Annotated in this window: 15 protein-coding genes and 1 riboswitch; of the genes, 4 read left to right on the forward strand and 11 right to left on the reverse strand. The window is 34.1% G+C overall.

Going from position 1 to position 13,468, the window contains the following annotated elements; all coding sequences use genetic code 11:
• The first annotated feature begins 14 nt into the window (after positions 1-14).
• The 4 genes from RAM17_RS04250 (at position 15) to RAM17_RS04265 (ending at position 3,084) form a co-directional block, all read left to right on the forward strand.
• Complete coding sequence (locus tag RAM17_RS04250) at positions 15-560, forward strand: hypothetical protein (RefSeq protein WP_110448387.1); 546 nt, start codon at positions 15-17, stop codon at positions 558-560.
• Positions 561-1,299: 739 nt separating this feature from the next.
• On the forward strand, positions 1,300-1,524 hold the full coding sequence (locus RAM17_RS04255; protein WP_110448386.1) for a hypothetical protein: 225 nt from the start codon (positions 1,300-1,302) through the stop codon (positions 1,522-1,524).
• Positions 1,525-2,309: 785 nt separating this feature from the next.
• Entirely contained in the window at positions 2,310-2,561 is a 252-nt protein-coding gene (locus RAM17_RS04260; RefSeq protein ID WP_110448385.1) for a hypothetical protein, read from the forward strand.
• Positions 2,562-2,880: 319 nt separating this feature from the next.
• Positions 2,881-3,084 (forward strand): heavy-metal-associated domain-containing protein, encoded by a 204-nt coding sequence (locus tag RAM17_RS04265; RefSeq protein ID WP_198197801.1) that lies wholly within the window; start codon positions 2,881-2,883, stop codon positions 3,082-3,084.
• A gap of 303 nt (positions 3,085-3,387) precedes the next feature.
• On the opposite strand, the gene RAM17_RS04270 is transcribed toward RAM17_RS04265, so the two are convergent.
• The 11 genes from RAM17_RS04270 to aroK form a co-directional block, all read right to left on the reverse strand.
• The gene (locus RAM17_RS04270) at positions 3,388-4,512 is read right to left on the reverse strand and encodes a hypothetical protein (RefSeq protein WP_110448384.1); all 1,125 of its coding nucleotides are present in this window, start codon (positions 4,510-4,512) and stop codon (positions 3,388-3,390) included.
• A gap of 206 nt (positions 4,513-4,718) precedes the next feature.
• Positions 4,719-5,513 carry a bifunctional hydroxymethylpyrimidine kinase/phosphomethylpyrimidine kinase gene (gene thiD / locus RAM17_RS04275; protein WP_110448383.1) on the reverse strand — a complete coding sequence of 265 codons (795 nt, stop codon included), beginning with the start codon at positions 5,511-5,513 and terminating at the stop codon, positions 4,719-4,721.
• Between the two features lie 11 nt (positions 5,514-5,524).
• Positions 5,525-6,166, reverse strand: coding sequence for a thiamine phosphate synthase (thiE, locus tag RAM17_RS04280; RefSeq protein ID WP_110448382.1), 642 nt, complete (start codon positions 6,164-6,166; stop codon positions 5,525-5,527).
• A gap of 9 nt (positions 6,167-6,175) precedes the next feature.
• The gene (thiM, locus tag RAM17_RS04285) at positions 6,176-6,955 is read right to left on the reverse strand and encodes a hydroxyethylthiazole kinase (protein WP_372339520.1); all 780 of its coding nucleotides are present in this window, start codon (positions 6,953-6,955) and stop codon (positions 6,176-6,178) included.
• Between the two features lie 60 nt (positions 6,956-7,015).
• A riboswitch (TPP riboswitch) is annotated at positions 7,016-7,117 on the reverse strand.
• A 50-nt stretch (positions 7,118-7,167) separates the two neighbouring features.
• Positions 7,168-8,529 (reverse strand): Trk system potassium transporter TrkA, encoded by a 1,362-nt coding sequence (trkA, locus tag RAM17_RS04290; protein ID WP_306240828.1) that lies wholly within the window; start codon positions 8,527-8,529, stop codon positions 7,168-7,170.
• A 124-nt stretch (positions 8,530-8,653) separates the two neighbouring features.
• On the reverse strand, positions 8,654-9,649 hold the full coding sequence (gene trpS / locus RAM17_RS04295; RefSeq protein WP_110448380.1) for a tryptophan--tRNA ligase: 996 nt from the start codon (positions 9,647-9,649) through the stop codon (positions 8,654-8,656).
• Positions 9,650-9,672: 23 nt separating this feature from the next.
• Complete coding sequence (locus RAM17_RS04300; RefSeq protein ID WP_065614011.1) at positions 9,673-10,368, reverse strand: phosphoglycolate phosphatase; 696 nt, start codon at positions 10,366-10,368, stop codon at positions 9,673-9,675.
• Positions 10,361-11,038 (reverse strand): ribulose-phosphate 3-epimerase, encoded by a 678-nt coding sequence (rpe, locus tag RAM17_RS04305; protein WP_110448379.1) that lies wholly within the window; start codon positions 11,036-11,038, stop codon positions 10,361-10,363. Before rpe ends, RAM17_RS04300 begins: the two co-directional genes overlap by 8 nt.
• Before the next feature lie 41 nt (positions 11,039-11,079).
• Positions 11,080-11,901 (reverse strand): Dam family site-specific DNA-(adenine-N6)-methyltransferase, encoded by an 822-nt coding sequence (locus tag RAM17_RS04310; RefSeq protein ID WP_110448378.1) that lies wholly within the window; start codon positions 11,899-11,901, stop codon positions 11,080-11,082.
• 49 nt (positions 11,902-11,950) lie between these two features.
• Positions 11,951-12,772, reverse strand: a complete 822-nt coding sequence (locus RAM17_RS04315) for an SPOR domain-containing protein (protein ID WP_110448377.1) — start codon at positions 12,770-12,772, stop codon at positions 11,951-11,953.
• A gap of 66 nt (positions 12,773-12,838) precedes the next feature.
• Positions 12,839-13,360, reverse strand: a complete 522-nt coding sequence (aroK, locus tag RAM17_RS04320; protein ID WP_034901329.1) for a shikimate kinase AroK — start codon at positions 13,358-13,360, stop codon at positions 12,839-12,841.
• Positions 13,361-13,468: the final 108 nt, after the last annotated feature.

Below are 13,468 nucleotides of genomic sequence, written 5' to 3' on the forward strand. Positions count from 1 at the left end.
TAAGAGGTAAGTAAATGATGTCAATAAAAATTGGTTTTACAGGTGGCGCACGCATAGTTGAATTGGGTACAGATAGTGATATGCAGCTATTTTTTGATTGTATTTCATATTATGTTCCACCTAAATATCCCAATCAAAATTGGTCACTGATTACTGACCGTTTTTATCGTCGTTATTTAAAATTAGAAGAGTTAGATGCCGCCGTAGCATTAATGAAATTGGTAGAAAAAGAGTTTAAACAGTTGGATAGAGAAGCATTTGATTGGAGTAAAATATTATCAGGTCAAGTTAAAAGTGATTTAGATAGAACTAAATCAACTTTATTCGAGATTTTTGTTAGATTTTTTAAAGCATTTTATGAGTGTATTGAATCTGCCATAGTAAATTATGAATGTTTCAAATCAAATTCTAATTATGAATATGAACCTGTAATGGTAACAATTTCTACCATCCCTTATTGTGTAAGCTACAGTCAGATCCCTTTATCTGTTTTCGATAATTTACAACCTGATGAAAAACCAATTTGGTGGACAGGTAAAATTCCTAAAACCACAACTTAGTTACTTTTTAACTTACCTCTAATCCCCTTTTCCTAAAAATTTTAAGGAAAGGGGGGATAGATATTATTACTGATTTTAATTTCATATTAATGTTGTTTTATTTAGTTCGTTTAGTATGTCCAAATCCTGATGTCTAAAATTATTTTCAGTGACTTATTATTGCTTTATTACCTGCCAACTCATACTCAAATATCAATAAGACGGTATAGACTTCTCAATTATTTTTACAAACAATCCTCAATAAACTAAATCAAAATTAACGGAAGGAGATAAGTTTTAGCTCAAGTTCTATTGGATCCGAAACAAAAGTAGTAGGAAGTAATGCCATTCCAGCAAATACAACAGTGAAACTGACTTAAACCAGCTACAGCAATTGGAGCAGTTGATCCATTAAAGTTACTGTATCAAATGGGGTTGTTCCTGCTAAGATAGCCCCTTAATTACAAGCCTATGCTGAAATTAGGGGGATTAGGTTTAAGACTTCATGTGGAAATAGATTAGGTCGTTGTGCAGAGTTTAGAGCTGCTAATGAGTTGTTATTAAACAATCCTAATCTTATTCATTACTGATTTTTATAAAAAGGAAAAGGTAATCAAATAAGTAATATAAATAAAACATTAAAAGATATTATAAATTGATATATATCAACTTTATTCATGGATCTTCCAGTATTTTGTTGTTAACATGGTTTCATATCTTTTTTATGTGATGTTGTCTCGTAGTCAATATGATGAATTTAATGATAAAAAAATATTTATTTGCTTGGGGGGCTATTATCATACCCTCGTTTGTTGCGTTAGCTGAACCATCACCAACGCAACAACTGAGTGACCAACAACTTATCCAGAAAAGAAAAAGTGATAAAGTTCATCAATACCTTCATTGCCTGACATCTATCTATTACCTACTACTTATGAAACGAGAGATATTCATTTCTCATCGGTTTTTTCTATTTGAGTATTAATCAGATGCAATTATTAGAATGAGATAAATTACCTTAGTTTATTCCTATCAATAAACAGTCTCGTCAAGCTGAGCACTGTTGTTTAACTGCATAGGGTTTCAATTTATTAATGACTAAAATGCATGACCGATTGATTAGCTAAGGAGATATCAATACTGAAGTAGTAGCAACAGAGCAAAAGTTAGCATCAACAAAACTAAAACTATTATTTATGTAAACATAAGAACCAGAAGCATATAAAAGTGAAAATAGTAGTAGATCTAGTGCAACTATAGTTTGCGATATAGATGATATTGCTACAACTATTGCTCGCAGTAAAAATGAGAGTGAAAAATAGCTATAAAGATATTAGGAACTATGATGAATATAGAAATATCAGTAGGTTATGGTGATAAACCTGTTTCTAGTTATAATTTGGATTAAAAAGGCAATAGATATTAAACCTAATAAGAGTTAATCAAAATGTTAAAAGCGTAGCTACAGGAGAAGGAATATCAGATGGTTATGTTTATATGTGGAGTAAGGAGTTTTACTCACGGTAAAAGATAATTTGTGTCACAGTAATTTGCACTGTTAGGTAGTGGGTGGATATGTACATTCATTACAATTCAATAAAAAGATCTTTTACCAGCATAATTAGTTGGTAACAAAAGAGATTCACAGTTAGGAACTGGAAAAAGAAATATAGCTGAATAAAACTAGCCTCGTAGTATAGCGCTACACTCGAAAGCATTATTTCTACTTTTGTTGGAAATAGTGTACAAGATAATATTGAGAAAATAATCATGAAAAAAAATAAGAAATATTTAGTATTATTAAATTATTTAATCTTTTTACCTTTCATGGGATTTTTATTAATTATTATAATGCGCTTGCTCATCTCATTAATATTGTTGATTAAATATGATATAGCTTTTGAATTTGGTATTCATGATATATGTTTAGCTGGTAAAGCAGCTTGTATTTGGTTTCCTTTAGCATTAGGTGTTTGGTGTTATGAATGCTTCCATTACGGAATTAAAATTTTTGGCAAATAATATTATCTCAGTTTAACAACTGGGATTTTTTTATTATAACGAGTAATTAATACTATAACTTTCATCCCAATCATGATAATTAGCTGTGTAACATGGATGATGTATTTAACTTAATCTTGGTAAGTCTATTAAAATTAGGTTAATTTATTTTTTAAGTAGGCTTGGTTTTCGTTTGTTTTGGCGTAATATAAGGATCAAATTTTATTTAATTAATGGCAATAGCTAGCAAATTTGTTTTATTTAAAGAATAATCTGATTTTGCTTTTTGTTGGCATTGATAGTTTACCGATAAATGATTAAATAACAAAAGGGGTTAATGATGAAATTAATAGTTGATAATATGAGTTGCCAACATTGTGTTAAAACCATTACTAAAGCAATTAATGATATTGATCCTAAAGCAAAAGTTACTGTTGATTTAGCTAAGCATGAAGTTGATATTGACGGAGGTACTATCTCGCAAGAAGCGGCAATTGCGGCAATTAATGAAGCGGGATTTGAGTTTGTCGGTATTGCTTATTAATAGTATTTAGCGTTATTAAATTTTAGACGATTATGATTATCGGCCTAAAGTTTAGAGAGTATTTTTATCAAATCATCTATTAACAGTTTTTGTATACTTCATCGACTTGGATTGTTGATGAAGTATATCTATGTGTCAATTTAGTATATCCTTCACCTAAAAAACATTTGCTCGTCTTTCGTATTTATAAAAAGTGAATTCAGGTTGATATTTATAGCTTATAAAAAAAAACTATTACCAAACATTTTAGTATTAAGTGGCTCATCAAAATTTAGTTAGTTCACAGTTATATTTAAGCAGCAATTAATCAAAATCTTTATCAAGTTCATTTTCGTTAATACAAAAATTTTTTTCTTTCTGAGAACATTGACGAGAAATTTTAAAAGATTGTCCTTCAACACCTCTAAAAGACTCATATTCTTTATAAGTACAGGTTGAATTCGTTAAAGTATAGTTGCTGTTTTCTGCTTTGAATCGATAAGTTTCATTTAAAATAACTGCAGAATAGTTATTTATTTCGCAAATTTTTTTCCTTTTTGCTATTTTTTTTTGGGGATCAAAATCGATGTAACGACCATCTAAATTGAGATAAATAAACTCTTTTTTCTTCTCATCATAAGAATAGTACCGATAAATGATAGGTCCATCTTCCATATCATCAACGGCTCTGGCGATATAAAAATCATTATAATTACCATCAAAATTGTAGTCTATTTCTATGCCATTGTGATCAAAAAAATCTGGTGCAAAACGATAGCTATCATCTATATGGTTAACTGCACCTACTGAATATTCACCCAAAAAGTCAAATCCTTGCAAATTATCTATAGTCTGAAATAATTGGTCATTTTTTTTACTATAAATATTTAAACCTGTTGGTTTCAATCCTTGACCTTTTTTATAGGAAAGTATCAATTTAAAATAAAAATCATCTGTCGATCTTTTTTGTAATAACTCTATATTGTTAATTTCTTCATTCTTAATAGGAAAAGAGAGATAATCATAATCATGAAAATCTAAATCGACATCATATTTATCAATATTTGCTTTAAAATAGTCAGATTCAATTCCTGATATTAACCAGTCGATTCCTTGTAAATTAGTTATAGTTTGAAGTAATTGACCACTTTTCTTACTATAAATATTTATACTAGTTGGTTTCAATCCTTGACCTTTTTTATAGGAAAGTATCATTTTAAAATAAAAATCATCTGTCGATCTTTTTTGTAATAACTCTATATTGTTAATTTCTTCATTCTCAATAAGAATATCGAGATCACCGCCATCTTTAAAATTTAATTCAACATCATATTTATCAATGTTCGCCTTAAGAACATCTAAGTCAATTGCTAAAACTAAACAAGGGAAAAACAAAACAACTGAGATAAGATATTTTATACAAATCATATTATAACCAACTAATTCCATTTAATGTTTTTAATATTATTTTTTTAATCCTATTTATATCTTAAATTAATTCATATCAAAAATTAATTTAAAATGATTTAAAAATATATTATTTCTTATCAAATATAACTTATTGAGCAATTTTTCTAACCATATTTTTAATTACTATTTTGGATAACCATTTGTAGAAAAATAAATATTTAATTATTCAATGTAAAAATTTGCAGTTACCACCATTGATAAAAATGGTGAGTAGGTCCAATTCCCTTACCAATTTTTAAACTATCTGCATGCTCAATAGCCCCTTGTAGGTAGTTTTTAGCATGTTTTATTGCATCTTCTAAATGATGTTTCGGTAATAAGGCTGCAATTGCCGCAGAGAGGGTACAACCTGTACCATGGGTATTTCTCGTTGCGATCCTTGGTGATGTCATTCTGATGATGTTGTTGCGAGTGATTAAATAATCAGGGCTTTCTTGACTTGGCAAATGTCCGCCTTTCATTAATACTGCCTGACAACCTAATTTAAGTAATTCATACCCCTGTTGTTGCATTTGCTCTTCGTTTTTTGCCTCACTACAATCAAGTAATGCAGCAGCTTCAGGTAGATTTGGGGTAATAATTGTGGCTAATGGTAATAATAGATCTCGAATAGCAGAAATGGCATCAGCTTTTAACAATGGATGTCCGCCTTTAGCAATCATTACGGTATCAAGCACAATATTGGCAATAGGGTTATCGTTTAATAGTTGAGCAACCGAAGTAACAATCTCTTTATTCATTAGCATGCCAATTTTAACACTATCAATGTAGATATCTTGATACAGCGTATTAAACTGTGCTTCAATAAATTGAGAGGGAATGGCATGTACACCATTAACGCCTTGCGTACTTTGTGCGGTTAATGCGGTGATCACTGACATACCATAAGCACCAAGTGCTGAAAATGCTTTTAAGTCAGCTTGAATACCTGCGCCACCACTAGGGTCACTGCCCGCTATTGTTAATGCAACTGTTGTCATGATTTGGTTTCCTATTTTGCTTGTTTTATTTTACTGATTAGGTCTGATGTAGCTTTGGCAAGATTAGCTTGTCCACATATTGCCGACACAACGGCAATACCTTCAATGCCAGTTTGGATTACTTCGGTTAAATTATTCACGCCGATACCACCGATCGCTACGGCAGGGCATTGTTTCGCTTTAACCAGTTCTTTCAATTGAGCAATGCCAGTCGCAGCTGCGGCATCCTTTTTGGTTGCAGTTGGATAGATAGGCCCTATGCCAAGATAATCAACTAAATGCCAAGGAACATTCTCTAGTTGTGATTGATTTGAAACTGAAAGTCCTAACCATTTGTCTGTGCCAATTAAGCGTCGAGTAACGTCGACCGGTAGATCGCTTTGTCCTATATGCACACCATCGGCATCAATGGCTAAAGCAATATCAACATGGTCATTGATAAATAGTGGAACTTGGGTACGACTTAACACTTCTTTGAGCGCTTGTGCGGCGTCATACCAATTTTTACCAGAGTATTCTTGTTCTGAACGTAGTTGCACGGCGGTAACACCATTCTCAACGGCAATTTTGGTGGTAGTGACCATGCCATCGATACCGCCACATAATAACGGATCGAGGACTAAATAGAGAGTTAAATCAAGTTGCTTTTTCATCAAATATCCTTATTGGTAATTTTGCTTAAATAGGGAAAGTTGGTCAATTATTGCCATAGCAAAAGTGCCTAAACCTGATTGTTTGTTAGCGAGTTCACCAGCTTTTTTCATCATAAAACAAGCTGTTGCGGTAGCGGTTAAACGATTACTAGTGGTTGCAATAAATGCTGCTACCATCGCAGATAACGAACAGCCGGTGCCGGTTACTCTAGTTAAAGCGATATCGCCACCGGCAATACTATAAATTTGTTGACCATCTGTGACATAGTCTATCTCACCTGTTATTGCGACAATGGTTTGATATTTTTGTGCTAATAGTATTGCTGCATTTAATGCAGAATCGGTAGAATCAAGTCCATCAGGCCCTTTCGATGATGATTGTTGACCACTCAATGCGAGAATTTCAGAGGCATTTCCTCGAATAACACTCGGTCTAAAAGTTATCAATTGTTTGGCAATTTCAGTGCGATATTTAAGTGCCGCACCAACCGCTACAGGATCCAGTACCCATGGTGTCTGTGTTTGTTCAGCTTTTGCTGCAGCTAACAACATACTATTTGCGCTGTGCTCATCAATGGTACCAATATTAATTAATAAGCTACTGGCAATAGTTACAAAGTCCTCAACTTCTTGTTTCGCAACGACCATTGCTGGTGAAGCACCAATGGCTAATAAGACATTGGCGGTAAAATTCTGTACAACATCATTGGTAATGCAATGGACTAACGGTCGTTGTTGTTTAACTTGCTCAATAAAGGGAATGGCATCATTGTTTTGGAATAACTGAATGGTAGACATATTCTTTCCTTATTTATTATTGATATTAAGGGAAGAATGTGTCAAAACGAATAATTAAGACGAAGACTTCCCTACGCTGGTATTAGCCAGATCAGGTTCAACGGGTAAAATCTCAGTTTTTTGTAGTAACAAAAAACACCCCGAGTCAAAAAACAATTAATAAAAACAGTTTAATTATGTACTGAGTTTATATTTTATACAAGCTATTGTAATAATCTTTCGATATCGCTAATAGATCGTCTATCTGGTAAGAAGATGATTAAGTGATCACCATCTTCGATCATTAAATCGGTATTAACAATAATCACATCTTCACCACGCACCACAGCACCAATAGTTGCCCCTGAAGGTAATTTTAGACTGTTAATATTTTTACCTACTAGTTTAGAATTTTCAGTATCACCACGAACAATCACTTCGACAATTTCTGATTCACCTTGCCGTAGTGAGACAACTTTTACCACGCCATTTTGTCTTACATGACTGAGTAATTCTGAAATAGTGGCATGTTGTGGTGAAATGGCAATATCAATCACGCTATCGTTAATTAACTCTAAATAAGCTTGTCGTTGAATAAGTACGATGACTTTTTTTGCTCCCATCCTTTTGGCAAGCATTGATGACATAATATTTGATTCATCATCACTCGTCACTGCAACAAAAAGGTCGGTAAGTTCGACTTGTTCTTGCGATAATAGCTCTTGATCCGATGATTCACCATGTAATACGGTAGTATTAACTAACTGCTCGGCAATTAGTTCTGCTTTTTCGGCATTACGTTCAATCAATTTAACTTGATAATCGTTTTCTAATCGCTTAGCTAAAGCAACAGCAATGCCGCCACCGCCACTAATGATTATTCGTTTATAAGGCTTTTCTAACCGTTGTAATTCACTGGTTACCGCTTTGATGTTAAGCGGTGGGGTAATAAAGTAAACCATATCCCCAGCTTCAATCAAGGTTGAACCAATCGGACGAATAAAACGATTTTTACGATAAATAGCTACCACGCGAGCTTCGACATGAGGTAAATGTTCTTTTAGCTCTGATAATTCACTACCCACCAATGCACCACCGTAGTAAGCTGTGACGGCAACTAAGCAGACTCGATTATCATAAAATGAGGCAAATTGTAGTGCGCCAGGAGATTGCACTAGTTGGCTGATATGATTGGTGATTAGATTTTCTGGGGCAATAATATGATCGATGTTAATACAATCTTTATTAAAAAACGAGTATCTTTCATCATTATATTCAGGCGCCCGAATTCGTGCCACTTTTTGAGGGATATTGAACATTACATGCCCAATTTGACAAGCCATCATATTGACTTCATCAGAATTGGTAACAGCGACTAACATGTCGGCAGATTCTGCACCAGCACTTTCTAATACTTGTGGATAAGATGATTTTCCACAAATAACTTGTAAATCAAAACGTTCTTGCAATGATTGCAATTTGTCATGATCTTCATCTACAACTGTCACATCGTTCTGTTTTTCGGTAACCAGATATTCGGCAAGAGCACTACCTGTTTGACCTGCACCAAGAATGATAATTTTCATAACTAACCTATGATAATCAAAAAGGCTTCAACGGCATTTATCATTAATAAAAACGATAATGCTTTTAGTCATTAAAGCCAATTGATATTGTTTAGCGTTAATTGCAATCTAGTTTTACGGTTAACTATACAAAACCGATTGCGTCATAAACTTTTTTCAACGTTGGCTCTGCTTTTGCACGAGCTTTTTGTGCACCTTCTTGCATAATTGTCAGAAGATAATTTTCATCATCACGATACTGATGATATTTCGCTTGTAAACCAGTTAACATATCAATAACTTGATTTGCGACCTCGGTTTTTAGATGGCCATACATTTTACCTTCGAATTCTTTCTCAAGTTCAGCAATAGGTTTACCCGTAATACCGGTTAAGATATCTAACAGATTTGATACCCCCGCTTTGTTTTTTAAATCATAACGTACGACTGGTGGTTCATCAGAATCGGTCATTGCCCGTTTAATTTTCTTCTCGACATCTTTTGGATTTTCAAGTAACCCAATAACATTATTGCGATTTTCATCTGATTTAGACATTTTTTTGCTTGGATCTTGTAACGACATAACCCGTGCGCCAACTTTAGCAATAAATGGTTCAGGAACAGTGAAGATATCGCCATAAAGGGCATTAAAACGCATAGCAATATCGCGAGAAAGTTCAAGATGTTGTTTTTGATCATCACCAACAGGAACTAAATTAGCTTGATATAACAAAATATCGGCAGCCATTAACACTGGATAATCAAAAAGCCCGGCATTTATATTTTCTGAATGACGAGAAGATTTATCTTTAAATTGTGTCATACGACTAAGTTCACCAAAATAGGTATAACAGTTTAATGCCCAACCTAATTCAGCATGTGCAGGCACATGGGATTGCACAAAAATAGTACTTTTTTGTGGATCAATACCACAGGCTAGATAAAGTGCTAATGTATCAAGTGTTGCTTTACGTAACTTATTAGGATCTTGGCGTACCGTGATCGCATGTTGATTGACGATACAATAAACGCAATCATATTCATTTTGTAAAGACACCCAATTCTTTAAAGCACCTAAATAGTTGCCTAATGTTAGTTCTCCTGATGGCTGAGCGCCACTAAATACAATTGGTTTACTCATAATTTATTCCTAATTTTAACTTATTATTTTTTTGCATCAGCTTTTGGCTGAGGTAGTAGGGTTAATATATCTTGAAAATCATCAAATAAAAAATCGGGTTCACTTGTTGCAATTGATTCGCCATAATTATAACCATAACTTAACGCAACAGTAGGGCAATTAGCATTTTTGGCAGCGGTAATATCATTTTTCGAATCACCAACAAATAATAACTGATCATTGTATAATCCAAATGTTGCCATGACTTGATAAAGCGGAGCAGGGTGTGGTTTTAATTTAATTACATCACCACCGCCGAGTACTAATGAAAAATACTCTTTGATACCTAATGAGCTTAGTAATCCCGGTAAAAATTGTGCCGGTTTATTAGTTACAAGAGCTAAAGGGTAATGATTTTCATAAAGAGCTTTTAAGGTCTGTTTTACATGAGGAAACAGTGTTGTCTGTTCATCCATAACCTTATCATAATGCTGACTAAATATTTGTTTAGCTTCAGCAAAATATTCTTTTGACGGATTAATATCAATAGCTTTGAAAACGCGTTCAAGCATCACATCAATACCATTACCTACCCAGTTTTTAACTTGTTCATTGGTAACTGTTGGTAAGTTTAGATCTGCCAACATTTTCTGGGTTGCTAAAGCAAGTCCAGGTACGCTATCTACTAATGTTCCATCTAAATCAAAAGCGATAGCTTGAATATCATCTAATTTAGCCATGTTTTACTCCTGCTAACTCTTTACGCATTGCATCAATTACCGTTTTATAGTCAGGTTGACCAAATATCGCTGAGCCAGCAACAAACATATCGGCTCCTGCCTTGGCAATTTCAGCTATATTATCTACTTTTACACCGCCATCAATTTCTAGGCGAATATTTTTACCTGAATCAATAATGCGTTGTTTAACTTGCTGCAACTTTTTAAGCGTTGCTGGGATGAATGATTGACCACCAAAACCTGGGTTAACACCCATCAATAAAATAATATCAACTTTATCCATCACATAGTCTAAATGGTCAAGTGGTGTTGCCGGATTAAGCACAATACCGGCACTGCAACCATGATCTTTAATTAATTGTAATGAACGATCTAGATGAATTGTCGCTTCAGGATGAATAGATATGTTTGTTGCTCCAGCTTTGGCAAAAGAGGTAATTAGCTCTTCAACTGGAGAAACCATTAGATGGACATCAATTGGCGCACTAATTCCATAGTCTCGCAGTGCCTTACAAAACATACTACCCATGGTTAAATTGGGAACAAAATGATTATCCATCACATCGAAATGGACAACATCCGCTCCTGCATCTAATACTTTTTGGGTATCTTCACCAAGACGAGCGAAATCGGCGGATAGTATTGATGGTGCAATAATAAATTCATTCATAACATACCTCTACTCATAAACACCTTATACTTAAAAATAGCTTAGGATTTTTGGTACAAGGCCAATATTTCATCAATTTTTTTGCGTCCTTCGCCAGCGCAGCTAATTGAGCGCCGCATTTCTGCTCGGTAAAGATGGCGCGCTTTACTATATAACGTTCTGGTATAGTGAGTATCATGATTTGATACCAGAACTGGAATCTCTTTTTTATAGGCAATTTGCTCCGCTAATTGTGACAACCTTTGATGTTCATCAAACCCAAAATTATTAGAATAGTAGGCGGTAAAACCTGCTGTTTCATTAGGTGATAAATAAGGTGGATCACAATAAATAACTGAGTTACGTTTCGCCATTTTCATCGCTTTATGATAAGGCGTACAGACAAACTCAGCATTTTGTGCCTTTTTGGCAAAGAAATAGAGTTCCCTTTCCGGGAAATAAATAGTCTTGTAACGGCCAAATGGCACATTAAATAAACCACTATTATTATAACGACATAGGCCGTTGTAACAGTGACGATTTAAATAGACAAATAAAAGCGATCGCAAATATTGATCTTTACTATAATTAAACACATCACGTAGTTGATAAAATGCTTCAGCCTGATTATTTTGATCATTAAATAGTAATTTAAGATCATTAATGAACTGCTCCGGATTGGATTGTAATAACTTAAATAGTGCAATTAGATCATGATTGATATCAGCTAAAATATAACTTTTGAAGTTAGTATTTAAAAAAACGGAACCAGCGCCTACAAAGGGCTCAATGAGTTGTTCACCTTCCGGTAGATACCGTTTTATAGTGTCTACAAGCTCATATTTTCCTCCAGCCCACTTTAAAAAGGCTCGTCGCTTCTTCAACGGAAACTCCTATTTTGTCATTGGTAGGATATATGAACGATATCCTTTACTATTTTGCCGATTTTTCTTTATTAATCGTTGCGCCAGATTTAACCCAAGGTTTATCTTTTTGTAGTGCATCAGGCAAAGACTTGATTGCTTTTTTAGCTTCAGCAGCAGAATCATACGTACCATTAACTAAAATAAACCATTTGGCATTATTCTTCTTAGTTTCATAAATTTGGTAATTAGTTAGATTATGTTCTTTTACTAATTTTTTTAAACCTTCAAGCGAAGTTGATGCACTAAGTTGAATTGAAAACTGATTACTCTTTATTTTGTCAACTTTAGTCAGGTTATTATTTGCTTTAGATTCAACCTTGTTCGGCGAGGTTGGTCTATTATTCACATTATTATGCGATAAATTATTATCCTGATGAGTATTCTGGTCAATCTGTGACTCAGGTTTACTCTCTGGTAAAGGTTGACTGTTGGCTCCATTACCATTATTACCGGTCAATTCGCTACTGTTTTGTTGTTCATTAACATCGGTAATTGGTGCCGGCGCCATAGGCGCTGGTACCGTACTAGATGCTTGACCTTGAGTTGTATCTGTTGCAACGTCATTGGCTTGCGTTGTTATGGTTGGTTCAGGTTCTTGCGTCGTCGAAACACCGCTAACTTCAGGTGGAGTTAGTGGGGTAGGTGTTTTGGGTTTTGACGAACGCAATAACATTGCGCTAATTAATAAGACAATAATAACAATAGTTAACCCCATAATTATCAATTTCTTTTTCGAATAATGCTGAAAAAAATTGGCAATACTAAATGAGGGCGTAGACGGCTTATTGGATTGTTCTGATATATAACGATCATCTTTATCTACACGCATATTAACTCCTTAACCTATTAATAGGTTTAATGCCTTATAACCAACCATGGTTTATCGATCAATGATTTAAATTTGTTCTATTTTATCAATGATATATCCAGCAACACCTTTAGCACTTTGCTCATCGGTTTTAATTGTGATGTCAGCAATTTCTTCATAAAGAGGATCTCGTTCCTGAGCTAATTCTTCATAAAGTTCGCGAGGGGTATTGCCACCTTGTAATAAAGGACGACGTTTATCTTTTTGTGTTCTTGCCATTTGTTTTTCAATTGTTGTTTCTAAATAAACGACAATACCGCGTGCTGATAAACGATTACGCGTCTCTTTCGATAGTACTGAACCACCACCGGTAGCAAGTACTACACCTTGTTTTTCAGTCAATTCATTAATGACTTTCTCTTCTCTGGCTCGGAATCCGTCTTCACCTTCTAAGTCAAAGATCCATGCAATATCAGCACCTGTACGTTTTTCAATCTCTTGATCAGAGTCAAAAAATTCCATGCCTAACTGTTGTGCAATTTGTCGGCCTATTGTGCTTTTTCCTGCCCCCATTGGGCCAATTAGAAAGATATTTCGCTTTTCTGCCATTGTAGTTTCATCATCTATTAATTTTGGTTAAAATTTACAACACAATATCAATTTTCAATGATTTTTATCATCATTTTACCTTTGAATTGTGTAACTTTCTTGGATCTC

It is taken from the genome of Gilliamella apis (assembly GCF_030758615.1).
Taxonomy (GTDB): Bacteria; Pseudomonadota; Gammaproteobacteria; order Enterobacterales; family Orbaceae; genus Gilliamella; species Gilliamella apis_A.